This is a genomic window from Streptomyces sp. NPDC005485, assembly GCF_040606085.1.
Classification (GTDB): Bacteria; Actinomycetota; Actinomycetes; order Streptomycetales; family Streptomycetaceae; genus Streptomyces.
Window position 1 is genome coordinate 1 of record NZ_JBEXDZ010000108.1, and the last position, 23962, is coordinate 23962.

At 69.5% G+C, this 23962-nt stretch carries 24 protein-coding genes; 14 read left to right on the forward strand and 10 right to left on the reverse strand.

Annotated features, from left to right (window positions below; genetic code table 11):
* Positions 1-113: 113 nt before the first annotated feature.
* Genes pgl through tkt form a run of 5 tightly spaced genes read right to left on the reverse strand, consistent with a single transcriptional unit; the run spans position 114 to position 6722 of the window.
* On the reverse strand, positions 114-896 hold the full coding sequence (gene pgl / locus ABZS97_RS29865; protein WP_356142536.1) for a 6-phosphogluconolactonase: 783 nt from the start codon (positions 894-896) through the stop codon (positions 114-116).
* Positions 893-1942, reverse strand: coding sequence for a glucose-6-phosphate dehydrogenase assembly protein OpcA (gene opcA, locus ABZS97_RS29870; RefSeq protein WP_356142538.1), 1050 nt, complete (start codon positions 1940-1942; stop codon positions 893-895). The genes pgl and opcA overlap by 4 nt, the downstream gene beginning before the upstream one ends.
* A complete protein-coding gene (gene zwf, locus ABZS97_RS29875; protein WP_356142540.1) occupies positions 1939-3477 on the reverse strand; it encodes a glucose-6-phosphate dehydrogenase in 1539 nt (512 codons plus the stop codon). Before zwf ends, opcA begins: the two co-directional genes overlap by 4 nt.
* Before the next feature lie 4 nt (positions 3478-3481).
* A complete protein-coding gene (gene tal / locus ABZS97_RS29880; protein ID WP_356142542.1) occupies positions 3482-4600 on the reverse strand; it encodes a transaldolase in 1119 nt (372 codons plus the stop codon).
* A gap of 34 nt (positions 4601-4634) precedes the next feature.
* Positions 4635-6722, reverse strand: coding sequence for a transketolase (tkt, locus tag ABZS97_RS29885; RefSeq protein WP_356142544.1), 2088 nt, complete (start codon positions 6720-6722; stop codon positions 4635-4637).
* A gap of 389 nt (positions 6723-7111) precedes the next feature.
* Here tkt and ABZS97_RS29890 point away from each other — a divergent pair, with 389 nt between their 5' ends.
* The 4 genes from ABZS97_RS29890 (at position 7112) to ABZS97_RS29905 (ending at position 10562) form a co-directional block, all read left to right on the forward strand.
* Positions 7112-8065 (forward strand): heme o synthase, encoded by a 954-nt coding sequence (locus ABZS97_RS29890; protein WP_356142612.1) that lies wholly within the window; start codon positions 7112-7114, stop codon positions 8063-8065.
* Positions 8066-8156: 91 nt separating this feature from the next.
* The gene (locus ABZS97_RS29895; RefSeq protein WP_356142546.1) at positions 8157-8513 is read left to right on the forward strand and encodes a hypothetical protein; all 357 of its coding nucleotides are present in this window, start codon (positions 8157-8159) and stop codon (positions 8511-8513) included.
* Positions 8514-8648: 135 nt separating this feature from the next.
* Positions 8649-9755: an amidohydrolase family protein gene (locus ABZS97_RS29900; RefSeq protein WP_356142548.1), complete on the forward strand. Its 1107-nt coding sequence runs from the start codon at positions 8649-8651 to the stop codon at positions 9753-9755.
* Positions 9756-9773: 18 nt separating this feature from the next.
* A complete protein-coding gene (locus tag ABZS97_RS29905; RefSeq protein WP_356142550.1) occupies positions 9774-10562 on the forward strand; it encodes a nucleotidyltransferase in 789 nt (262 codons plus the stop codon).
* A 25-nt stretch (positions 10563-10587) separates the two neighbouring features.
* Here the strand turns inward: ABZS97_RS29905 and ABZS97_RS29910 are convergent, their stop codons facing one another.
* Positions 10588-12078, reverse strand: a complete 1491-nt coding sequence (locus ABZS97_RS29910; protein ID WP_356142552.1) for a hypothetical protein — start codon at positions 12076-12078, stop codon at positions 10588-10590.
* A gap of 302 nt (positions 12079-12380) precedes the next feature.
* Here ABZS97_RS29910 and ABZS97_RS29915 point away from each other — a divergent pair, with 302 nt between their 5' ends.
* Together ABZS97_RS29915 and ABZS97_RS29920 are read left to right on the forward strand one after the other, a co-directional pair.
* Positions 12381-12929 carry a hypothetical protein gene (locus tag ABZS97_RS29915; protein ID WP_356142554.1) on the forward strand — a complete coding sequence of 183 codons (549 nt, stop codon included), beginning with the start codon at positions 12381-12383 and terminating at the stop codon, positions 12927-12929.
* A 103-nt stretch (positions 12930-13032) separates the two neighbouring features.
* Positions 13033-13611: a hypothetical protein gene (locus ABZS97_RS29920; RefSeq protein WP_356142556.1), complete on the forward strand. Its 579-nt coding sequence runs from the start codon at positions 13033-13035 to the stop codon at positions 13609-13611.
* Here ABZS97_RS29920 and ABZS97_RS29925 read toward each other — a convergent pair.
* Genes ABZS97_RS29925 through ABZS97_RS29940 form a run of 4 tightly spaced genes read right to left on the reverse strand, consistent with a single transcriptional unit; the run spans position 13588 to position 17179 of the window.
* Complete coding sequence (locus tag ABZS97_RS29925; protein ID WP_356142558.1) at positions 13588-14601, reverse strand: COX15/CtaA family protein; 1014 nt, start codon at positions 14599-14601, stop codon at positions 13588-13590. The two genes, ABZS97_RS29920 and ABZS97_RS29925, sit on opposite strands and share 24 nt — an antisense overlap.
* Positions 14602-14643: 42 nt before the next feature.
* Positions 14644-15414, reverse strand: a complete 771-nt coding sequence (locus tag ABZS97_RS29930) for an ABC transporter permease (RefSeq protein ID WP_356142560.1) — start codon at positions 15412-15414, stop codon at positions 14644-14646.
* Complete coding sequence (locus tag ABZS97_RS29935) at positions 15411-16334, reverse strand: ABC transporter ATP-binding protein (RefSeq protein WP_356142562.1); 924 nt, start codon at positions 16332-16334, stop codon at positions 15411-15413. Before ABZS97_RS29935 ends, ABZS97_RS29930 begins: the two co-directional genes overlap by 4 nt.
* An 11-nt stretch (positions 16335-16345) precedes the next feature.
* Positions 16346-17179: an AAC(3) family N-acetyltransferase gene (locus ABZS97_RS29940; RefSeq protein ID WP_356142564.1), complete on the reverse strand. Its 834-nt coding sequence runs from the start codon at positions 17177-17179 to the stop codon at positions 16346-16348.
* 160 nt (positions 17180-17339) lie between these two features.
* Here ABZS97_RS29940 and ABZS97_RS29945 point away from each other — a divergent pair, with 160 nt between their 5' ends.
* The 8 genes from ABZS97_RS29945 to ABZS97_RS29980 are packed head-to-tail and all read left to right on the forward strand — an operon-like array spanning position 17340 to position 23920.
* Positions 17340-18101, forward strand: a complete 762-nt coding sequence (locus ABZS97_RS29945) for a winged helix-turn-helix transcriptional regulator (RefSeq protein ID WP_356142566.1) — start codon at positions 17340-17342, stop codon at positions 18099-18101.
* Entirely contained in the window at positions 18098-19522 is a 1425-nt protein-coding gene (gene sufB / locus ABZS97_RS29950) for a Fe-S cluster assembly protein SufB (RefSeq protein ID WP_356142569.1), read from the forward strand. Before ABZS97_RS29945 ends, sufB begins: the two co-directional genes overlap by 4 nt.
* Before the next feature lie 60 nt (positions 19523-19582).
* Positions 19583-20764: a Fe-S cluster assembly protein SufD gene (sufD, locus tag ABZS97_RS29955; protein ID WP_356142572.1), complete on the forward strand. Its 1182-nt coding sequence runs from the start codon at positions 19583-19585 to the stop codon at positions 20762-20764.
* Entirely contained in the window at positions 20764-21084 is a 321-nt protein-coding gene (locus ABZS97_RS29960) for a bifunctional 3-phenylpropionate/cinnamic acid dioxygenase ferredoxin subunit (RefSeq protein ID WP_356142574.1), read from the forward strand. The genes sufD and ABZS97_RS29960 overlap by 1 nt, the downstream gene beginning before the upstream one ends.
* Positions 21085-21091: 7 nt before the next feature.
* Complete coding sequence (sufC, locus tag ABZS97_RS29965) at positions 21092-21856, forward strand: Fe-S cluster assembly ATPase SufC (RefSeq protein ID WP_356142576.1); 765 nt, start codon at positions 21092-21094, stop codon at positions 21854-21856.
* Positions 21853-23109, forward strand: a complete 1257-nt coding sequence (locus ABZS97_RS29970; protein ID WP_356142578.1) for a cysteine desulfurase — start codon at positions 21853-21855, stop codon at positions 23107-23109. Before sufC ends, ABZS97_RS29970 begins: the two co-directional genes overlap by 4 nt.
* Before the next feature lie 14 nt (positions 23110-23123).
* Positions 23124-23588 (forward strand): Fe-S cluster assembly sulfur transfer protein SufU, encoded by a 465-nt coding sequence (gene sufU, locus ABZS97_RS29975; protein WP_356142580.1) that lies wholly within the window; start codon positions 23124-23126, stop codon positions 23586-23588.
* A complete protein-coding gene (locus ABZS97_RS29980) occupies positions 23585-23920 on the forward strand; it encodes a metal-sulfur cluster assembly factor (RefSeq protein ID WP_135329414.1) in 336 nt (111 codons plus the stop codon). The genes sufU and ABZS97_RS29980 overlap by 4 nt, the downstream gene beginning before the upstream one ends.
* The last annotated feature ends 42 nt before the right edge of the window (positions 23921-23962 follow it).

Here is a 23962-nt window from a genome sequence, read left to right on the forward strand (position 1 = left end):
GTTTGAGGACGAGCGCGAAGCGCGATGCAGGGGGAGAGGGGGCGCAGCCCCCAGGTCAACGGGATGGGCAGGGGCGGAGGGGGCGAAAACCCTCCCCCGCCACCCCCCGCACCTCAGGGTGAAGCCGGCGGATACAGCGATCGTGGCAGCTGGGACGCCGCCGCGGCGTCCAGGAGCCACAGGGTGCGGGCACGCCCGTACGCCCCCGCGGCAGGCGCCTGTACCTCGCCCGCCCCCGACAGGGCGATCGCCGCGGCCTGCGCCTTGTCCTCGCCGGCCGCGAGGAGCCACACCTCACGAGCGGCCCGGATCGCGGGCAGCGTGAGCGACACCCGCGTGGGCGGCGGCTTCGGCGCACCGTGCACGCCGACCACCATCCGCCCCGTCTCCCGCACCGCGGGCAACTCCGGGAAGAGCGAGGCCACATGGGTGTCCGGCCCGACGCCCAGCATCAGCACGTCGAAGGTCGGCACGGAACCGTGGTTCTCGGGGCCGGCGGCGAGCGCCAGCTCCTCCGCGTACGCGGCAGCCGCCGCATCCGCGTCGGCGCCGTAGGGACCGTCCGACGCGGGCATGGCATGCACCCGCTTGGGATCCAGCGGCACCGAGTCCAGCAGGGCCTCGCGGGCCTGCGTGACATTGCGCTCGGGGTCGCCCTCGGGCAGGAACCGCTCGTCGCCCCACCACAGGTCGAGGCGGCCCCAGTCGATGGCGTCCCGGGCGGGCGCGGCGGCCAGCGCGGCGAGCAGCCCGTTGCCGTTGCGGCCGCCGGTGAGGACCACGGAGGCGTAGCCGCGCGAGGCCTGCGCGTCCACGACCTTCGTGATCAGCCGGGCGGCGGCCGCCTGGGCCATCAGCTCCTTGTCACGGTGGACGACGAGCTGCGGAGTACTCACTTCGCGGCCGCCTTCTTGGCCGGAGCCCGCTTGGCGGCGGCCTTCTTCGCCGGCGCCTTCGAGGCGGTCGCGACGGAGGCGCCACCCGCCTCCATCGCCTCGGACGTGGCCTCCGCCGCGGTGACGGTCAGCCGGTCCACGCCGAACCGCAGCGCCGAGGCGTAGGTGTCGTCCGGGTCGAGCCGGCGCAGCTCCTCCGCGATCAGTTCGGCCGTGTCACGGCGCTTGAGCGCCACCGCACGGTCGGGCTGGCCCTGGATGGAGAGCGTGGCGAGCGTTCCGTCCGCGCGGTCCAGGACGATCGGGCCGCAACTCGTGCCCATCCGGACGGAGGTGAGGCCGGGACCGGAGGACAGGGAACGCCTGACGGGGACGTCGAGGCGGTCCGCCAGCCACATCGCGAGCAGCTCGCAGCTGGGGTTGAACTCCTCGCCCTCCACCTCGACCTCCTCGACCTGGCAGGTGACCTGGTCGAGGGCGGCGGCCAGCATCGAGCGCCACGGCGTGATGCGGGTCCACGCGAGGTCGGTGTCACCCGGCGTGTAGGCGTCGGCGCGGGCGCTCAGCTCCCGCACCGGGGTCTCGGCCGCGTAGGTGTCGGTGACCCGGCGCTGGGCGAGCGCGCCGAGCGGGTCCCGCGCCGGGTCGAGCGGCGCGTTCACCGGCCACCAGACGACGACCGGGGCGTCCGGCAGCAGAAGCGGAAGGACCACCGACTGGGCGTGGTTGACGACCTCGCCGTACAGCCGCAGGACGACCGTCTCGCCGGTGCCCGCCTCCACGCCCACCCGCACCTCGGCGTCGAGGCGCGACTTCGTGCGGTCGCGGGGCGAGCGGGAGACGCGCTTGACCACCACGAGGGTGCGCGAGGGGTGCTCGCGCGAGGCCTCGTTGGCCGCCTTGAGGGCGTCGTAGGCGTTCTCCTCGTCGGTGACGATGACGAGGGTGAGGACCATGCCGACGGCGGGGGTGCCGATGGCGCGGCGGCCCTGCACGAGCGCCTTGTTGATCTTGCTGGCCGTGGTGTCCGTCAGGTCTATCTTCATGGGCGACGCCAGCTCCGTCCGTCTCGCTCCAGCATCTGGTCCGCCTCGACGGGCCCCCACGTTCCGGACGGGTACTGCGCGGGCTTGCCGTGCTTGTCCCAGTACTGCTCGATCGGGTCGAGGATCTTCCAGGACAGCTCGACCTCCTCCGTACGCGGGAAGAGGTTCGAGTCGCCGAGCAGCACGTCCAGGATGAGCCGCTCGTACGCCTCCGGGCTCGACTCCGTGAACGACTCGCCGTAGGCGAAGTCCATGGACACGTCCCGGATCTCCATCGAGGTGCCCGGCACCTTGGAGCCGAAGCGGACCGTGATGCCCTCGTCCGGCTGGACGCGGATGACGATCGCGTTCTGGCCGAGCTCCTCCGTCGCCGTGTGGTCGAAGGGGGAGTGCGGGGCGCGCTGGAAGACCACCGCGATCTCGGTGACGCGGCGGCCCAGGCGCTTGCCGGTGCGCAGGTAGAAGGGGACACCCGCCCAGCGGCGGTTGTCGACCTCGACCTTGATGGCCGCGTAGGTGTCGGTCTTCGACTTGGGGTCGATGCCGTCTTCCTGGAGGTAGCCGACGGCCTTCTCGCCGCCCTGCCAGCCGGTCGCGTACTGCCCGCGGACGGTGTCCTTGCCCAGGTCCTTGGGCAGCTTCACCGCGCCGAGCACCTTGGTCTTCTCGGCGGCGAGCGCGTCCGCGTCGAAGGAGGCGGGCTCCTCCATCGCGGTCAGGGCCATCAGCTGGAGCAGGTGGTTCTGGATGACGTCACGGGCGGCGCCGATGCCGTCGTAGTAGCCGGCGCGGCCGCCGATGCCGATGTCCTCGGCCATGGTGATCTGCACGTGGTCGACGTACGACCGGTTCCAGATCGGCTCGAACATCTGGTTGGCGAAGCGCAGCGCCAGGATGTTCTGGACCGTCTCCTTGCCCAGGTAGTGGTCGATGCGGAAGACCTGGTCCGGGGCGAAGACCTCCTCGACGGTCGTGTTGAGGTCCTCGGCCGACTGGAGGTCGTGGCCGAAGGGCTTCTCGATGACCGCGCGGCGCCAGGAACCACCCTCCTGGTCGGCCAGCCGGTGCTTCTTCAGCTGCTGGATGACCACCGGGAAGGCGGACGGCGGCACCGACAGATAGAAGGCGAAGTTGCCGCCCGTGCCCTGCGCCTTGTCCAGTTCCTCGATCGTGTCGCGCAGCCGCTCGAAGGCGTCGTCGTCGTCGAAGGTGCCCTGGACGAAGCGCATCCCCTGGATGAGCTGGTGCCAGACCTCCTCGCGGAACTCCGTGCGCGCGTGCTCCTTGACGGCGTCGTGGACCTCCTGCGCGAAGTCCTCGTTCGCCCACTCGCGGCGGGCGAACCCGACGAGCGAGAAGCCCGGTGGAAGCAGACCGCGGTTCGCCAGGTCGTACACGGCGGGCATCAGCTTTTTACGTGACAAATCGCCCGTAACGCCGAAGATCACCAGGCCCGACGGCCCCGCGATACGCGGGAGCCGTCGGTCCGCGGCGTCACGGAGCGGATTCGCTCCGGTGACGGGGGAAGGTGACAAGGTTTCAGCCCTCCGAGGGGGCGAGGCGCTGGAGCTCCGCCTCGGTCGACTTGAGCAGGTCGTTCCAGGACGCCTCGAACTTCTCGACGCCCTCGTCCTCCAGCAGCTGGACCACGTCGTCGTAGGAGATCCCGAGCTTCTCGACGGCGTCGATCTCGGCGCGCGCCTGCTCGTAGGTACCGGCGATGGTGTTGCCGGTGATCTGCCCGTGGTCCTCGGCGGCGAACAGGGTCGCCTCCGGCATGGTGTTCACCGTGTTCGGCGCGACCAGGTCGTCGACGTACAGGGTGTCCTTGTAGGCCTTGTCCTTGACGCCGGTCGAGGCCCACAGCGGACGCTGCCTGTTGGCCTGCGCCTTGTCGAGAGCGGCCCAGCGGTCAGAGGAGAAGACCTCCTCGTACGCCTGGTAGGCGAGCCGCGCGTTGGCGAGGCCGGCCTTTCCGCGCGCGGCCTTGGCCTCGTCGGTGCCCAGGGCGTCGATCCGCTTGTCGATCTCGGTGTCCACGCGGGACACGAAGAACGACGCCACCGAGTGGATCTTGGAGAGGTCCAGGCCCGCGGCCTTCGCCTTCTCCAGGCCCGCCAGGTAGGCGTCCATGACCTCGCGGTAGCGCTCCAGCGAGAAGATCAGCGTGACGTTGACGCTGATGCCCCTGCCGATGACCTCGGTGATCGCGGGCAGGCCCGCCTTGGTCGCCGGGATCTTGATGAGCGTGTTGGGACGGTCCACCAGCCAGGCCAGCTGCTTGGCCTCGGCGACGGTGGCGGTGGTGTGGTGGGCCAGGCGCGGGTCGACCTCGATGGAGACCCGGCCGTCCTGGCCGCCGGTCGCGTCGAACACCGGGCGCAGGATGTCGGCGGCGTCACGGACGTCCGCCGTCGTGATCATGCGGATGGCCTCTTCGACGGTGACCTTGCGGGCGGCGAGGTCGGTGAGCTGCTGCTCGTAACCGTCACCGCTGCTGATCGCCTTCTGGAAGATCGACGGGTTGGTGGTGACGCCCACGACGTGCTGCTGGTCGATCAGTTCCGCGAGGTTGCCGGACGTGATCCGCTTGCGCGACAGGTCGTCCAGCCAGATCGCGACGCCTTCCTCGGAGAGGCGCTTGAGTGCGTCTGTCATGGAAATTGCATCTCCTACGTGTCGTATATCAGCGTCAGCGCTGGGCTGCGGCGATCGATTCCCGGGCTACGGCGGCGACGTTCTCGGCAGTGAAACCGAACTCCTGGAAGAGCACCTTGCCGTCGGCGGAAGCCCCGAAGTGCTCCAGGGAAACGATGCGACCCGCGTCCCCGACGAACCGGTGCCAGGTCAGACCGATCCCGGCCTCGACCGCGACCCGCGCCTTCACGGACGGCGGCAGGACGCTGTCCCGGTACCCCTGGTCCTGCTCCTCGAACCACTCCACGGACGGCATCGAGACCACCCGCGTCGGGACCCCCGAGCCCTGGAGCTGCTCGCGCGCCTCGACGGCGACGTGTACCTCGGAGCCGGTGGCGATGAGGATGACCTCGGGCGCGCCGCCCTCGGCCTCGAACAGCACGTAACCGCCCTTGGCGGCGTCCTCGTTGGCCTCGTACGTCGGCACACCCTGGCGGGTCAGCGCCAGACCGTGCGGGGCGCCCTTGCCGAAGACCTTCGTCCAGCGCTTGAGGATCTCGCGCCAGGCGATCGCCGTCTCGTTGGCGTCGGCGGGGCGGACGATGTTCAGGCCGGGGATGGCACGCAGCGTCGCCAGGTGCTCGACCGGCTGGTGGGTGGGGCCGTCCTCGCCCAGACCGATGGAGTCGTGCGTCCACACGTACGTCACCGGCACGTGCATCAGAGCCGACAGCCGGACCGCGTTGCGCATGTAGTCGGAGAACACCAGGAAGGTGCCGCCGTAGATACGCGTGTTGCCGTGCAGCGCGATGCCGTTCATCTCCGCGGCCATCGAGTGCTCACGGATACCGAAGTGGATCGTTCGGCCGTACGGGTCCGCCTCCGGCAGCGGGTTGTCCGCCGGGAGGAAGGAGCTGTTCTTGTCGATGGTGGTGTTGTTCGAGCCCGCGAGGTCGGCCGAGCCGCCCCACAGCTCGGGGATCACCGCGCCGAGCGCCTGCAGGACCTTGCCGGACGCGGCACGCGTCGCGACACCCTTGCCCGCCTCGAAGACCGGGATCTTCTCCTCCCAGCCCGTCGGCAGCTCGCCCGCGGCGATGCGGTCGAACTCGGCGGCGCGCTCGGGGTTGGCGGTGCGCCAGGCGGCGAAGCCCTTCTCCCACTCGGCCCTGGCCTGGGCGCCGCGGTCGAGGGCCTCACGGCTGTGCGCGAGCACCTCGTCGGCGACCTCGAACGACTTCTCGGGGTCGAAGCCCAGCACACGCTTGGTGGCCGCGACCTCGTCGTCACCGAGCGCCGAGCCGTGCGCGGCCTCGGTGTTCTGCGCGTTCGGGGCCGGCCAGGCGATGATCGAGCGCATCGCGATGAACGACGGCCGGTCGGTGACGGCCTTCGCCGCCTCGATCGCGTCGTACAGGGCGTGCGGGTCGAGGTCGCCGTCCGGCTTCGGGGCCACGCGCTGCACATGCCAGCCGTACGCCTCGTACCGCTTGACGGTGTCCTCGGAGACCGCGGTCTCGGTGTCGCCCTCGATCGAGATGTGGTTGTCGTCCCACAGCAGGACCAGGTTGCCGAGCTGCTGGTGACCGGCCAGCGAGGACGCCTCGGCGGAGATGCCCTCCTGGAGGCAGCCGTCGCCGGCGATCGCGAAGATGAAGTGGTCGAACGGGGAGGTGCCGGGGGCGGCCTCCGGGTCGAACAGACCGCGTTCGTAGCGCGCGGCCATCGCCATGCCCACGGCGTTGGCGACACCCTGGCCGAGCGGGCCGGTCGTGGTCTCGACGCCCGTGGTGTGCCCGTACTCGGGGTGGCCGGGGGTCTTGGAGCCCCACGTCCTGAACGCCTTCAGGTCGTCCAGCTCCAGGCCGAAACCGGCCAGGTACAGCTGGGTGTAGAGGGTCAGGGACGAGTGACCGGCGGACAGGACGAATCGGTCCCGTCCCACCCAGTCGGCGTCCGCCGGGTCGTGCCGCATCACCTTCTGGAAGAGGGTGTACGCGGCAGGCGCCAGGCTCATCGCCGTACCGGGATGGCCGTTGCCGACCTTCTGTACGGCATCGGCGGCCAGGACGCGGGCGGTGTCAACGGCCCGCTGGTCCAACTCGGTCCACTCGAGGTCTGTGGTGGTCGGCTTGGTGCTCACCCTGGGTCAGGGCTCCTCTCCACATGTCACGCATGTCGAATGCCGGTGCACTGGGCGCCCACCGGCCGTTGTCGAGCCTACCCCCGTAAGAACGTGCGTTTTTTCGAGTCATTCCAGACTGCCGGGACTCTTCACGATCCGCCTCCCGGCCGGTGCGTTCCTTATTCGGCAGGTGAATACGGAGTCGCTCGTTCGAGTACTCAATTGAGTGGCACCCGGCTCTTCGTGCGAGGGGTCGGAAGCGGTCCGGCCCGCTCTTCGCGGGCGCCCCCCAACACGACCCCACCCCCGCGAAGGTCGGGGTCTGGGCAACGTCTACAGTGGCGTGGTACGCGCGAGCCTTTACCGGGAGTTCACACCCGGGGCTTGCTGGGATGTCTCTGTCAGGGGTGTGCGTGACGGCCGTCGAATCCCGTCCAGCCGGGGTGCTCGCGGAGAGCAGCAGCCGGGGCCAGCGGCCGTTCGGGGCCCGTGTCAAGGCGTTTGTGGCGCTGACCAAGCCGCGGATCATCGAACTGCTGCTGATCACCACCGTTCCGGTGATGTTCTTGGCCCAGCAGGGTGTGCCCGACCTGAAGCTGGTGCTCCTCACCTGCCTCGGCGGCTATCTGTCCGCGGGCGGCGCCAACGCGCTGAACATGTACATCGACCGTGACATCGACGCCCTGATGGAACGCACCTCGCAGCGCCCGCTGGTCACCGGCATGGTCAGCCCCCGTGAGTGCCTGGCCTTCGGCATCTCGCTGGCGGTCGTCTCGACGCTCCTGTTCGGCCTGACCGTCAACTGGCTGTCGGCGTGGCTGTCGCTCGGAGCGCTCCTCTTCTACGTCGTCGTCTACACGATGATCCTCAAGCGGCGTACGTCGCAGAACATCGTCTGGGGCGGCATCGCGGGCTGTCTGCCGGTGCTCATCGGCTGGTCGTCCGTCACGAACTCCATGTCGTGGGCGCCGGTCATCCTCTTCCTCGTCATGTTCTTCTGGACGCCGCCGCACTACTGGCCGCTGTCCATGAAGGTCAAGGACGACTACGCGCGCGTGGGCGTGCCGATGCTGCCGGTCGTCGCCACCAACAAGGTGGTCGCCCGCCAGATCGTCATCTACAGCTGGGGAATGGTTGCGGTCTCGCTGCTGCTCACTCCGCTCGGCTACACCGGCTGGTTCTACACGGTCGTCGCCCTGGCGGCCGGCGGCTTCTGGCTCTGGGAGGCGCACGGGCTGCAAAACCGTGCCAAGGCCGAGGCGACGGGCGTCAAGCTCAAGGAGATGCGCCTGTTCCACTGGTCCATCACCTATGTGTCGATCCTCTTCGTGGCCGTCGCGGTGGACCCCTTCCTGCGCTAGGCACTCGGCTCTCCGCTCGGGCGGGGCGCGTGGTCAAGGCCACGCACCCCGCCCGTCGCCGTTTGATCTACCCGTCGGTAGCATCCTGGCCATGGCAGACACCCAGCAGGTTGACGAGAGCACCGGCGCCGCCCAGGACGCCAGGGCCGAGCGCAGGACGGCCAAGCTCGCGAAGCAGATCTCCGCCTTCGCCACGGCGCACGGCGGTGCCGAGGGACAGATCGCGTACATCGGCCAGAAGGGCGCCCGGATCGTGCTCGTCGGCGAGGACGGCGGCTGGGGCGACCTCGTGGCACCGACCCACGCGATCGCCGAGCAGGCGGTGCGGAAGGCCGGGATCACCGTGCACGAGACGTTCGACGGGGAGTTCGCGGCCAAGGTCGAGACCGGGCCGTACGAGTGGAAGCGGATGGCGGGCATCCAGGTCGGCGGCGCCGGCAAGGGCTGACGACGCCCCCGGCGCGCGGCCTCGCCGACGGCCGACAACTGTCGGTTGTTCGCACGGGGTGTGGGAGAGCAGCACCTGATGACCGGTTCACCCGTTAGGACCTGAAGAGGCACGGTCCAGTCACGGGGAGCCCGGATGATCGAAACGCCGTCCCTGGTGGACCAGTACTGCCACGGCGTACTGAGGACGGAGCTGGGCCTCGGCACCTTCGAGGCCCACCTCGCCCGCACCGAGGGCCCGCCGGCTCCCGGCACCACCTTCTTCGACACCCAGACCGGATTCGCCGTACGCCGCTGGTGTCCGCCGCTGCTGGGTCTGGAACCGCACTGCCCGCCCGCCCGCTACCTGGCGCGGCGCCGCGAACTCGGTGTCCTGGAGACGGGGCGCCGGCTGCTGCGGGGCAGCGGCATCACGACGTACCTCGTCGACACCGGTCTGCCCGGCGACCTCACCGGACCGCGCGAGATGGCGTCCGCGGGCGACGCCCAGGCGCACGAGATCGTCCGTCTGGAGCTGCTGGCAGAACAGGTCGCGGACACCTCGGGCACCGTCGAGTCCTTTCTCGCCAATCTCGCCGAGTCCGTCCACGGGGCCGCCGCGAACGCCGTGGCCTTCACCTCCGTGGCGGGCGTACGGCACGGTCTGGCGCTCGCGCCGGAGCCGCCCGCGCCGGGGGAGGTGCGGGGCGCGGTGGGCCGCTGGCTCACCGGGCGCCGGGTGGGCGGTGCGCTGAGCGATCCGGTGCTGCTCAGGCATCTGCTGTGGATCGCGGTGGCCTCCGGCCTGCCCCTCCAGCTGCACGCCGGACTCGGCGAACCCGGCCTGCGGGTGGACCGCACCGACCCCGTGCTGCTCACCGACTTCGTCCGCGCCACGGCCGGCCTCGGCACCGACCTCGTCCTGCTGTACGGCTACCCGTACCACCGGCACGCGGCACACCTGGCCGGTGTCTTCCCGCACGTCTACGCCGACGTGGGCGCGGCCCTGGTGCGGACGGGGGCGCGCGCGGCGGCCGTACTGGCGGAGATCCTCGAACTCGCGCCCTTCGGCAAGGTCCTCTTCTCCAGTGGCGCACACGGGCTGCCCGAACTTCATGTGGTCGGCGCACATCTCTTCCGGGAGGCGCTCGCTCGGGTCCTCGGCGGCTGGGTCGCCGAGGGGGCGTGGTCCCTGGCCGACGCGCAACGTGTGGCGGGACTGATCGCGGCGGGGAACGCCCGGCGGGTGTACGGGGTGGAGTGAGCGCCGCAGAATGTGCGGATGGCAGACAGGCAATCCACGGACCGGCTGCTCGACGACTTCCTCATCGCGGTCGGCGATCTCGCCCCCGTCGCCGTATGGGCACACGGGTCACTGGCCGGCGGTGACTACCAGGAGGGCCGCAGCGACCTCGATCTGATCGCGGTTGTGGAGCGTCCGATGACGTTGGCCGGCGTGCGCGGCGTGGTCCGGCTGCATCGGGGGCTGCGGAAGGCGGGGCCGCTCGCCGAGAACGTGCACTGCAGCTATCTGACGCCTGATGCGATGGCCGACGCCGACCGCTCCCACCTCACCTGGGCCCAAGGCCGGCTGATGCGCAGGCCCGTCACCCCGGTCACCCGCCGCGAACTGCACGCCTTCGGGCTCGTGCTGGACGGCAAACCGCCCGAGGACCTGCTGCCGCCCGTGTCGGACGCCGAGCTGCGCGAGTTCGTCGTACGCGACCAGCGGGAGTTCTGGCGGCCCTCGGTGGACAAGGCCCGGCTGTGGACGCGGGACATCTGGGTCGACCTGGGCATGGTGACCTTCGCCCGGGCGAGCGTCACGCTGCGGGAGGGCCGGCTGATCTCGAAGCGGGAGGCCCTGGACCTCCTGCCGGGGCTGGGGGCGCCTGTCGAGGTGGTGGACGACATCGGCGGGCGGCGGTACGGCGGTGACTGGCATGCCGGAGCGGCCGCGAAGGCTGGGGAGCCCCTGCCGCCGGCCGGTCCGTGGCTCGACCGCCGTGCCGAGCTGACCCGGGCGTTCCTGGGGCCCGCGATCGACCGACTGGTCGCGGCGTACGAATGAGCGTGCGGGCAAGGCGATGCGCGGCCTACGGCTCCGCCCAGCCGCCCTCGACGACCGGCAGCGGCAGGGGTTTGCCTCCCTCGGTGACCACGCGGGTGTCGTTCTCGTAGACCACACGGGAGAGTTCCACGGCGCCGGGGGCCCGGGAGAACTGGGTGCGGTAGTTGCCGTGCTGCTTCGGATGGCGGGCGGCGGGACCCACCACGGCGCAGTTGAAGCAGTCCTCCGGATCGAGCCGCGGGTCCATCCCGGCGCCGACGGCCAGACTGTTGGAGAGGACGACCCAGGCACCCTGCTCCTCGACGCAGCGCTGGGCCGCCACACGCTCCCAGCGGTCCTGGGGCTTGCGGCTGATCGGCGAGGCGAACAGCGGGACGAAGATGTGGGAGACCCCGAAGGCCTGGAACTTCGCCTCCCACAGGACCGACTGCTTGATGTCCTCGCAGATCAGGATGGCGATGCGGCCCAGAGCCGACTCCATCACGCTGATGTGCCGCCCCCGGGTGATGTCCTCGACCGCGAGGCAGTCGCGCGGCTCGCCGGGCAGCCCCCACCGGACGGCCTGGCCCTCGCCCATGGTGAAGCCCGCCATCTTGTCCTGCTCCAGCACGGCCTGGCCGGTGAGGCAGTCGACGAGGACGGCCCGGTTCGGCGGCGGGTCGTCGGTGCCGAGCGGACCGGTCCCGAGCAGGAGCCACTGCAGGCTGCTGTCCTGGGGCAGTTCGGTGAGCAGCTGGTGCCACTGGCTGAGAAGCGCGTTCGACAGGGTGCTCTCGGGCAGGGTTCCGATCACCGCGTCAGAGTCGCCGAGATTGCGGATGACCTGGCCGATACGTTCGCTCAGGCGTTCGGTGGAGGGTGTGATCCGGTAAAGGCCGACGTCGTCGTCACGGCTGAAACCGAACTCCAGATCGTCGTTGCTTTCCAGCAGGGGAACGGCCCCGAGGGAAATCGCTTCCCCGGCTGAGAATGCCAGGTCATTTCTGCTCGAAATCCGGCCGTGCTGGATTCCTCGGCAGTTGTCCGGAGTGACCCGGTGTACGTTGAAGAAATCCGGTTTGTTCGTCGGATTGGCGGCCAGTTTTCCCGGTCGTGTGCAACGGGGCAGCAGGAGGCCGGCCTCCTGCTCGTCGCGGGGGCTGTCGAAGCGGCCGTACCGTGCGTAGCGGCGGGTGAGTCGGCCCATGGCCGGCTCGTCGTAGCAGGGCATGAAGGGGTTGGCTGCGCCCATGGCCCAGTCGAGGCCGGTGAGGACGGCGAAGATGCCGCGATCTCCGTGTTCCCTGATGATCCGGCCCACGAGCTCCGGTGTGGCGTACCCGTCCTTCAGTACGTCCGCGCACACATCGTCCGCAAGTCCTCTTACGGTCGGATTCTTGCGCCAACCGATCGGTTTGCGTGCACGGAAGTGCTCATCCGAAAGCCGGTCGTAGAGGACGACGAAGAGATCGGCCGGGTCGGCCGGTAATTCCCCGTTGATCGAATGGGCGGCTCCGCGCGTTGCCTTCTCGTTCATGGTTCCCCCCGGAAGCGTGAGCGCGTAATCAGATGCTAACGGTGCGCTGTCGCATATGCGTATCGGATTTGTCGATGAACGTGTAACAGGTAGGCCGCAAAAGGGACTCCGCCCGGGTCGTCCGGGGTCTCGCGAAGAATCATGGGTTCCTCACTTGACAGTCACTTGACATCGGCGCATGGTGGAATGGTCGACCCGAGAGCGGGCGCGGAGACCGGGGGAGTGACATGAGTGGAACGAGTGCGGTAACCGGTTTGGTTGAGCGTCCTCGGTGCGACCGTCTGACCGAGGTGCAGGACCTGATGGACGAGATGAAGTCGGAGTACGAGATCCCGGAGGGCTGCTTCAGTTCTCTGGGCATGCTCATCACCGACGCCTCGCTGGCCGCGGACGAACCGGCACTGCGGGCCGCCCACGACGGGTTGCGGCGGCTGTACGGGAAGCATGTCCGCGACGGTGACGAGCACAAGGGCGCCGAGCAGCGCGGACGCCTGCTCGGCATGATCGACGTGACGTTCTGGTCCCTGCGCCGGCTGCCCTCGGGCCTGCAACTGAACCTTGACCCGGAAGGCCACGCCGCCCGCTTCCTGACCGAGATCGCGCAGGAGCCGGGCCTGAGCAACGAACAGCTCGCCAAGCGGCTCGAAGTGGACATCACCGAGATCAGCAGGCTCGGCCGCAAGCTCCTGTCGTCCGGCGTGGCCTCCAAGAGCCGCCAGTGGCGTTACAACTCCTGGGACATCACTCCACGCGGCACCCGCTGCCTGGAGCAGGCGGGCCTGATCGCCTCGGCGCCGGAGGGCCAGGAGCCCACCGCGGACACGAAGGCCCGGCCCACCGCCACGAGCTAGCCGTAGCGCCGTGCCGGAGGAGGAAGCGGAAGCGGCGCCGGAAGAACCACCGAGAGCCCCCGCACCACAGCGGGATCCCGAGGCGCCGCGGGTGGTGTCCGGTGTGGGCGCCAGGTTCGCGCGGACCCGTGACATCGTCGCCCTGGCCGGCTTCCTGCTGCTCCTGTCCTGCGCGTTCGGCGCCGTTCTGCTCCAGACCTGGCCCCCGCCGCCCGCGCCGGCCGGTTCCGCGGCCGCGGCGCAGGAGCACGCGACACGGGTGCGGATCCTGTTCTGGCGGCTCGGCCTGCTGCGCGACGTACGGCTGTTCTTCGTCGTGACCGCGGCCGGCGGGCTCGGCGCCCTGGTGCACGTCCTGCGCTCGCTCTACGAGTACGTCGGCAACCAGGGCCTGAAGCGGCGCTGGCTGCTCATGTACGTCCTGGAGCCCTGCATCGGGTCGATGATGGCGCTGATCGTCTACTTCGTCCTGCGCGGCGGCCTGACCACGACGACGGCGTCCTCGAACGACATCAACCCCTACGGGGTGGCCGCCCTGGCGGCGCTCGTCGGCATGTTCGCGCGGGAGGCCGTGGACAAGATGCGCCGCGTGTTCGAGACGGTGTTCACCACCGCGGAGAAGACCGCCGACCGTATGCCGACGTCCGGCGACCGTCCCTCAGACCCCGGCCCCGACCGATGAGCCCGCCTGGGAGGGGCCCGGAATCCCGAGGTCGGCCAAGTGCTGCTCGCGCAGCGCGAGCAGCACCCGCAGCACCCCGATCCACACCAGGCACGAGCCGAGCATGTGCACGGCGACCAGGGCCTCGGGTAGGTCCGTGAAGTACTGGACGTATCCGATGACGCCCTGTCCGAGAAGGATCAGGAACAGCTCGCGGGTGCGGTGCAGCGGGCCCTTGGGGGCGTCGACCGCTTTGAGGACGAACCACAGGGCGAACGTCAGCGTCACCACGATCCAGGCCAGCACGGCGTGCAGCTTGCTGATGGTCTCCCAGTCCAGCGGGATGCGCCTGACCTCGCTGGAGTCACCCGCGTGCGGCCCGGCGCCGGTCACGACCGTGCCCACGCCGATCAGCAGCACGGCCGCGGCGACCAGGCACCACACCAGCTGCTGCACGGCCTTGCCGACCAGCGGGCGCGGCGGCGTGTCGCCCTCGCGGGTGCGCTGCCACATCACCGTGGCGACCGCGATCAGGGCGGTCGACAGCAGGAAGTGCGCCGCGACCGTGTACGGGTTGAGGCCGACGAGGACCACGATCCCGCCGAGGACCGCATTGCTCATGACGATCCAGAACTGCGCCCAGCCCAGCCGGGTGAGGCTGCGCCGGCGCGGCTTCTCCGACCGCGCGGCGATGATCGCCCAGCCGACCGCGGCACACAGCACGTACGTCAGCATGCGGTTGCTGAACTCGATGACGCCGTGGAAGCCCATCGCGCTGGTGGTGGTCAGCGAGTCGTCGGTGCACTTGGGCCAGGTCGGGCAGCCGAGGCCCGAACCCGTCAGCCGCACGGCACCGCCGGTGACCACGATGAGGACCGCCATCACGAGCGCGGCGAGCGCCGCCCGCTGGACCGTGCGGGGCGCCGGGGTCCAGCGTTCGGCGATGAAGGAGAGCGGGTTGCGCGCGGCCTGGACGGCGTCGGCGGGGGTCACGTTCGGCACGCTCCCCATCGTAGGGGGCTGCTTGTGCACGCCTTCACGAGGGCCCCATACCTACTCCCAGCGGAAGAATTTCCCCGCGGCCGCCAGCCCCGCGACCGCCCAGACGGCCAGGATCCCGAGGTCCCCCCACGGCATGCCGGCGCCGTGCTGGAGCACGTCCCGCAGCCCGTCCGACAGGGCCGAGATCGGCAGCAGGCCGAGCACGTCCTGAGCGCCGGAGGGGAACTTGTCCAGCGGCACGATCACCCCGCCGCCCACCAGGAGCAGCAGGAAGACCAGGTTGGCCGCGGCGAGGGTCGCCTCCGCCTTCAGGGTGCCGGCCATCAGCAGACCGAGGCCGGAGAAGGCGGCGGTGCCGAGGACCAGCAGGAGCAGTACGGCGAGGGGGTTGCCGTGCGGGGACCAGCCCAGCGCGAACGCGATCGCCGTCAGCAGGATGACCTGGAGGACCTCCGTGACCAGTACGGACACGGTCTTCGCGGCCATCAGACCCCAGCGCGGCAGCGGGGAGGACGCGAGCCGCTTCAGGACGCCGTAGCGGCGTTCGAAGCCCGTCGCGATGGCCTGACCGGTGAACGCCGTCGACATCACCGCGAGCGCGAGAACGCCCGGGGCCAGGAAGTCGACCGCCTCGCCCTTGCCCGTGTCGACGATGTCGACCGAGCTGAACAGGGCGAGCAGCAGCGCCGGGATGACGACCGTGAGGAGCAGCTGCTCGCCGTTGCGCAGCAGCATCTTCGTCTCAAGGACGGCCTGCGTGCCGATCATGCGCCCGAGCGGGGCCGCGCCCGGCTTCGGCGTGTACGTACCGGCGGTGGTCATGAGCGCAACTCCTTGCCCGTGAGCTCCAAAAACACGTCTTCGAGGGTGTGGCGTTCGACGGAGATCTTCTCCGGCATCACGCCGTGCTGGGCGCACCAGGAGGTGACCGTCGCCAGCAGCTGCGGATCGACCTTGCCGCCGACCCGGTAGGAGCCCGGGGTGAGTTCGGCCGCCGTGCAGTCCGCGGGCAGCGCCTTCAGCAGGGAGCCCACGTCGAGGCCGGGGCGGCCGGTGAACCGCAGGGTGTTCTCGGCGCCGCCGCGGCACAGCTCCTCGGGGGAGCCGTGCGCGATGACCTTGCCCGCGTCGATGATCGCCACGTCGTCGGCGAGCTGCTCGGCCTCGTCCATGTAGTGCGTGGTGAGGATGACGGAGACGCCGTCGGAGCGCAGGTCGCGGACGAGGTCCCAGGTCGCCCGGCGCGCCTGCGGGTCGAGGCCCGCGGTCGGCTCGTCGAGGAAGACCAGTTCGGGGCGGCCCACCACGGCCATGGCGAGGGCGAGCCGTTGCTGCTGGCCGCCGGACAGCCGCCGGTAGGTCGTACGGCCGCAGCTCTCCAGCCCCAGCCGCTCGATCAGCGCGTCCACGTCCAGGGGGTGCGCGTGCAGCTTTGCCACATGGCGCAGCATCTCGTCCGCCCGCGCGCCGGAGTAGACACCGCCGGACTGGAGCATCACGCCGATGCGGGGCCGCAGTGCGGCGGCCTCGCGGACCGGGTCGAGGCCCAGGACACGCACGGTGCCGGAGTCCGGCCTGCGGTATCCCTCGCAGGTCTCGACCGTGGTCGTCTTGCCCGCCCCGTTGGGTCCGAGTACGGCGGTGATGCCCGCCTTGGCCACCAGGTCGAGGCCGTCCACCGCGGTCTTCGTGCCGTACCGCTTCACCAGGGCCTGGACCTGGACCACGGGGTCGCTTCGCATGAACGCCAAGTCTAAGGACGTCGTCGGGCGGGCCGGTCGCCGGGGGCCGGGAGTTCCTCCTCGCGCGGACGGTGCAGCGTCAGCCACCGTTCGGCGTAGGCGACGGCGTCGGCCAGGGGGAACAGTCGTACGTCGGCGGCGCCCACCCGGCCCCGTACGACCGGACGGTCCCGCTCGAAGTCGTGCCCCAGCTCGTCGAAGCGGTCCGAGCTGATCGACACCTCGGTCACCGTCTCCCAGCCGTCCGGGCCCGGACGGCCCACCGCGACCGGCGGCGACGGGATCCGGTACTCGGCCAGATGGAAGCCGGTGCACGTGTCGTACCCCGCGCCGAGCAGCAGCACCCGGGCGCCTAGCTCCTCCAGGCGGGCCAGCGGACTGCGCTCACCGAGCCGGCAGTCCGGCGCGTGCCCGTCGACGGCGGACGCCGCGCGCGGGCCGATCGCCGCGAACGAGGTCTGCGGATGCGCGCTGCGCAGGGCGCCGGGCCAGTTCCGTACGGTCTCCGGAATCACCCCGACGCCCCGGGAGGGCGTCACACGGGGGTCGTACGCGGGCATCGTCGCCCGGACGGTCGGCCACCACTCCTCGGGGACGGGCGGGTTGCTCCACAGCGCCGGATCGGAGAGCTCGCCGGACTGGGTGGGGACCACCAGGGTGCCTTCGGTGCCCAGTGCGTCGAGCAGCCCATGGACGACGGTGACCGGGCCGCCGTTGACCCAGCCGAGGGAGCTGAGGGAGGTGTGCGCGAGGAGGATCTCGCCGGGGCGTACGCCGAGTTCGCGCACTTGTGCGGTGAGGGTGCTCCGAGTGACAAGTGGGCCGGTCGGAGGGGGTGAGGGCATGCTTCGGAGTGTCCCGGAGCGTGGTCGGCAGCGCCATCGAATTGATCGATCAAAGATCATTTCCGCAGGTCACCTTAGGTATGCCTAAGTGATGCAGCGCACCGTCCCCCTCTCGGGGTGCGGGTTGTCAGGCTCTGAGGAATTACGCAACAATGGCGTTGTGAAAAACGTCGGCGAGGCTCGGGAGACCCCCACGGGGGCCCCTCAGGAGGAACTCGCGACCGGTGAGCGGAGCACCCGCAACCGGGTCGCGCGCTCCATCCTGGACCACGGCCCCTCGACGGTCGCCGATCTCGCAGGACGCCTCGGCCTCACCCACGCCGCCGTCCGCCGGCATCTCGACGCGCTGGTCGCCGACGACGTCGTGGAGGCCCGCGAGCAGCGGGTCTACGGCGCGCGCACGCGCGGGCGCCCCGCCAAGGTGTTCGCCCTGACCGACTGCGGCCGCGACGCCTTCGACCAGTCCTACGACAAGCTCGCCGCGGACGCGCTGCGCTGGATCGCCGAGCGCGAGGGAGGCGAGGAAGCCGTCGCCGCCTTCGCCCGTGCCAGGATCGCCGCGCAGGCCGGTGCCTACCGCAAGGCCGTCGAGGCCGCGGCCCCCGAAGAGCGGGCCGAAGCGCTGGCCAAGGCCTTGAGCGCGGACGGGTACGCTGCTACGGCGAAGAGCGCCCCCCTTCCGCAGCGGGGCGAGCAGCTCTGCCAGCACCACTGCCCGGTCGCCCACGTGGCCGAGAAGTTCCCGCAGCTGTGCGAGGCGGAGACCGAGATCTTCTCCCAGCTGCTCGGCACGCACGTCCAGCGGCTGGCCACCATCGCGCACGGCGACGGCGTCTGCACGACGTTCATCCCCAAGATTTCCAAGACCGACCAATACGGCCACAACGCATCTGCAAGCACCGCCGGGAGGAACCCCGCATGACGCTCCCCATCGAGGAGACTGCCCACCCCGAGCTCGAGGGTCTGGGCAACTACGAATACGGCTGGGCCGACTCCGACGTGGCCGGTGCCTCTGCCAAGCGCGGCATCAACGATGACGTCGTCCGGGACATCTCCGCGAAGAAGAACGAGCCGGAGTGGATGACCAAGCTCCGCCTCAAGGGCCTGCGCCTCTTCGAGAAGAAGCCCATGCCGAACTGGGGCTCGGACCTGTCGGGCATCGACTTCGACAACATCAAGTACTTCGTGCGTTCCACGGAGAAGCAGGCGGAGTCCTGGGAGGACCTGCCCGAGGACATCAAGAACACGTACGACAAGCTCGGCATCCCCGAGGCGGAGAAGCAGCGCCTCGTCGCGGGTGTCGCGGCCCAGTACGAGTCCGAGGTCGTCTACCACCAGATCCGCGAGGACCTGGAGGAGCAGGGCGTCATCTTCCTGGACACCGACACGGCCCTGAAGGAGCACCCGGAGCTCTTCAAGGAGTACTTCGGCACGGTCATCCCGGTCGGCGACAACAAGTTCGCGTCGCTGAACACCGCGGTGTGGTCCGGCGGCTCCTTCATCTACGTGCCGAAGGGCGTGCACGTGGAGATCCCGCTCCAGGCCTACTTCCGTATCAACACGGAGAACATGGGCCAGTTCGAGCGGACGCTGATCATCGTCGACGAGGACGCCTACGTCCACTACGTCGAGGGTTGTACGGCGCCGATCTACAAGTCGGACTCCCTGCACTCCGCGGTCGTCGAGATCATCGTGAAGAAGGGCGCCCGCTGCCGTTACACGACCATCCAGAACTGGTCGAACAACGTCTACAACCTGGTCACCAAGCGCGCCGTGGCGTACGAGGGCGCGACCATGGAGTGGATCGACGGCAACATCGGCTCCAAGGTCACCATGAAGTACCCGGCCGTCTACCTGATGGGCGAGCACGCCAAGGGCGAGACCCTCTCCATCGCCTTCGCGGGCGAGGGCCAGCACCAGGACGCCGGCTCCAAGATGGTCCACATGGCGCCGAACACCTCCTCCAACATCGTCTCCAAGTCGGTGGCGCGCGGTGGCGGTCGTACGTCCTACCGCGGTCTGGTCGAGATCGGCGAGGGTGCCCACGGCTCCAAGTCGAACGTGCTCTGCGACGCGCTGCTCGTCGACACCATCTCCCGCTCGGACACGTACCCCTACGTGGACGTCCGCGAGGACGACGTGTCCATGGGCCACGAGGCGACCGTCTCCAAGGTCTCCGAGGACCAGCTCTTCTACCTGATGAGCCGCGGTCTGACCGAGTTCGAGGCGATGGCGATGATCGTGCGCGGCTTCGTCGAGCCGATCGCCAAGGAACTGCCCATGGAGTACGCCCTCGAGCTCAACCGGCTGATCGAGCTGCAGATGGAAGGCGCGGTCGGTTAAGGCCCGTCCCCGAAGCAGTCGCCAGATTTCTTGACGTAGGAAGAGAGCAGACCGACAGCCATGGCTGAGGCTCAGAACATCCCCGTGGGCTCGACCACCGCGGGCCAGATCGCGGTGGCCGCCGAGTCGACCGTCGCCACGCGCATGAGCGCGCCGCCGTCCTTCGACGTGCAGGACTTCCCGGTCCCGCACGGCCGCGAGGAGGAGTGGCGGTTCACGCCGCTGGAGCGGCTGCGCGGGCTGCACGACGGCACCGCGACCGCCACCGGCACCGGCGTGAAGGTCGACGTGGAGGCCCCCGCGGGCGTCACCGTCGAGACCGTCGGCCGTGAGGACGCCCGCATCGGCAGGGCGGGCACCCCGGTGGACCGCGTCGCCGCTCAGGCGTACTCCGCCTTCGAGAAGGCCGGCGTGGTCACCGTCCCCAAGGAGACGGTGCTCACCGAGCCGATCCGCATCGCGGTGCACGGCGAGGGCGGCGTGGCCTACGGCCACCAGGTCATCGAGCTGGGCGCCTTCGCCGAGGCCGTCGTCGTCATCGACCACACCGGTGACGCGGTGCTCGCCACCAACGTCGACTACATCCTGGGCGACGGCGCCAAGCTGACCGTCGTCTCCGTCCAGGACTGGGACGACAAGGCCGTGCACGTCGCCCAGCACAACGCGCTGATCGGCCGCGACGCCACCTTCAAGTCGTTCGTGGTCACCTTCGGCGGCGACGTCGTACGCCTCCACCCGCGCGTCGCCTACGCGGGCACCGGCGGCGAGGCCGAGCTCTTCGGTCTGTACTTCACGGACGCGGGCCAGCACCAGGAGCACCGCCTCCTGGTCGACCACAACACCCCGCACTGCAAGTCCAACGTCGTCTACAAGGGCGCGCTCCAGGGCGAGGGCGCCCACGCGGTGTGGATCGGCGACGTGCTCATCGAGGCCAAGGCCGAGGGCACGGACACCTACGAGATGAACCGCAACCTGGTTCTGACCGACGGCGCCCGGGTCGACTCCGTGCCGAACCTGGAGATCGAGACCGGCGAGATCGTCGGCGCGGGGCACGCGAGTGCCACCGGCCGCTTCGACGACGAGCAGCTCTTCTACCTGATGGCCCGCGGCATCCCGGCCGACGAGGCCCGTCGCCTGGTGGTCCGCGGCTTCTTCGCCGAGCTGGTCCAGCAGATCGGTGTCGACGACATCCAGGAACGCCTTCTCGTGAAGATCGACGAGGAGCTGGAGGCCACGGTCTGATGTCGGCTTTCCTACGCGCGTGTGCGCTGAGCGAGCTGGAGGAGGACACCCCGAAGCGGGTGGAACTCGACGGCACGCCGGTCTCGCTCGTGAAGACCGAGGGGGAGGTGTTCGCGATCAATGACATCTGCTCGCACGCGAACGTCTCGCTCTCCGAGGGCGAGGTGGAGGACTGCCAGATCGAGTGCTGGCTGCACGGCTCCGCGTTCGACCTCCGCACCGGCAAGCCGTCCGGCCTTCCCGCGACGCGCCCCGTCCCCGTATACCCCGTAAAGATCGAAGGGGACGACGTGCTCGTCTCCCTCACCCAGGAGTCCTGAGGAACCCATGGCAACGCTTGAAATCCACGACCTGCACGTCACCGTCGAGGCCGACAACGCCACGAAGGAGATCCTCAAGGGCGTCGACCTCACCGTGAAGCAGGGCGAGACGCACGCCATCATGGGCCCCAACGGCTCCGGCAAGTCGACGCTCGCCTACTCGCTCGCGGGCCACCCGAAGTACACGATCACCGGCGGCACCGTCACCCTCGACGGCGAGGACGTCCTGGAGATGTCCGTCGACGAGCGCGCCCGCGCCGGCCTGTTCCTGGCGATGCAGTACCCGGTCGAGATCCCCGGTGTCTCCGTCTCCAACTTCCTGCGCACCTCGGCCACGGCCGTGCGCGGCGAGGCCCCCAAGCTGCGCACCTGGGTCAAGGAGGTCAAGGAGACCATGGAGCGACTCTCCATGGACCCCTCCTTCGCCGAGCGCAACGTGAACGAGGGCTTCTCCGGCGGTGAGAAGAAGCGCCACGAGATCCTTCAGCTGGAGCTGCTCAAGCCGAAGATCGCGATCCTCGACGAGACCGACTCCGGTCTGGACGTCGACGCCCTGCGCGTCGTCTCCGAGGGCGTCAACCGCGTCCGCGAGTCCGGCGAGGTGGGCACCCTGCTCATCACGCACTACACGCGCATCCTGCGCTACATCAAGCCCGACTTCGTCCACGTCTTCTCCGGCGGTCGCATCGTGGAGTCCGGCGGCGCCGAGCTCGCCGACAAGCTGGAGAACGAGGGCTACGAGGCTTACACGAAGGGTGGCGTATCCGCGTGACGCAGTTGCCGGGCCTCCTCGACACCGAGGCGATCCGCAAGGACTTCCCCATCCTGGACCGACAGGTCCACGACGGTCAGAAGCTCGTGTACCTGGACAACGCGGCGACTTCGCAGAAGCCGCGCCAGGTGCTGGACGCCCTGAGCGAGTACTACGAGCGCTACAACGCCAACGTCCACCGCGGTGTGCATGTGCTCGCCGAGGAGGCCACGGCGCTGTACGAGGGCGCGCGCGACAAGGTCGCCGCGTTCATCAACGCGCCGAGCCGCGACGAGGTGATCTTCACCAAGAACGCCTCGGAGTCGCTCAACCTCGTGGCCAACATGCTGGGCTGGGCCGACGAGCCCTACCGCGTGGACCACGAGACCGAGATCGTCATCACGGAGATGGAGCACCACTCCAACATCGTCCCGTGGCAGCTGCTGTCGCAGCGCACCGGCGCGAAGCTGAAGTGGTTCGGCCTGACCGACGACGGCCGCCTCGACCTCTCGAACATCAACGAGATCATCACCGAGAAGACGAAGATCGTCTCCTTCGTGCTGGTGTCGAACATCCTGGGCACCGTCAACCCGGTCGAGGCGATAGTGCGCCGCGCCCAGGAGGTCGGCGCGCTCGTCCTGATCGACGCCTCGCAGGCCGCCCCGCACATGCCGATGGACGTGCAGGCGCTGCAGGCGGACTTCGTGGCCTTCACCGGGCACAAGATGTGCGGTCCGACGGGCATCGGCGTGCTGTGGGGCCGCCAGGAGCTTCTTGAGGACCTTCCGCCGTTCCTCGGCGGCGGCGAGATGATCGAGACGGTGTCGATGCACTCGTCGACCTACGCTCCCGCCCCGCACAAGTTCGAGGCGGGCACCCCGCCGATCGCCCAGGCGGTCGGTCTCGGCGCGGCGATCGACTATCTGTCCGCGATCGGCATGGACAAGATCCTCGCGCATGAGCACGCGCTCACCGAGTACGCGGTGAAGAGGCTCGGCGACGTCCCCGACCTGCGGATCATCGGCCCCACGACGGCCGAGGACCGCGGCGCGGCGATCTCGTTCACGCTCGGCGACATCCACCCGCACGACGTGGGCCAGGTCCTCGACGAGCAGGGCATCGCGGTGCGTGTCGGTCATCACTGCGCACGGCCGGTCTGCCTGCGGTACGGAATTCCTGCGACCACGCGAGCGTCGTTCTATCTGTACTCCACGCCGGCCGAGATCGACGCTCTGGTCGACGGACTGGAGCACGTCCGGAATTTCTTCGGCTGAGGAGCGGCTGAGACGTGAAGCTTGATTCGATGTACCAGGAAGTCATCCTGGACCACTACAAGCACCCGCACGGGCGGGGCTTGCGGGATGGCGACGCCGAGGTGCACCACGTCAACCCGACGTGCGGCGACGAGATCACGCTGCGCGTGAAGTACGACGGCGAGCGGATCGCGGACATCTCGTACGAGGGCCAGGGCTGCTCGATCAGCCAGGCCTCGGCCTCCGTGCTGAACGAACTCCTCGTCGGCAAGGACGTGACCGAGGCGCAGAAGGTCCAGGAGACCTTCCTGGAGCTGATGCAGTCCAAGGGCCGCATCGAGCCGGACGACACGATGGAGGAGATCCTGGAGGACGCGGTCGCGTTCGCCGGTGTCTCCAAGTACCCGGCCCGTGTGAAGTGCGCCCTCCTGAGCTGGATGGCATGGAAGGACGCGACCGCCCAGGTCCTGGGTGAGAGCGCCGAGAGGAAGACGGCATGAGCGAGAACGAGACTCTGACGAAGCCGGCCTCGGAGGAAGAGGTTCGCGAGGCGCTGTACGACGTCGTCGACCCCGAGCTGGGCATCGACGTCGTCAACCTCGGCCTCATCTACGGCATTCACATCGACGACGCGAACATTGCGACGATCGACATGACCCTGACGTCGGCGGCCTGTCCGCTCACGGATGTCATCGAGGACCAGGCCAAGTCCGCCACGGACGGTATCGTCAACGAACTGCGCATCAACTGGGTCTGGATGCCGCCGTGGGGCCCGGACAAGATCACGGACGACGGTCGCGAGCAGCTGCGCGCGCTCGGCTTCAACGTCTGAGACGCACGGAATGGACGAGGCCCCCGGCTTGAGCCGGGGGCC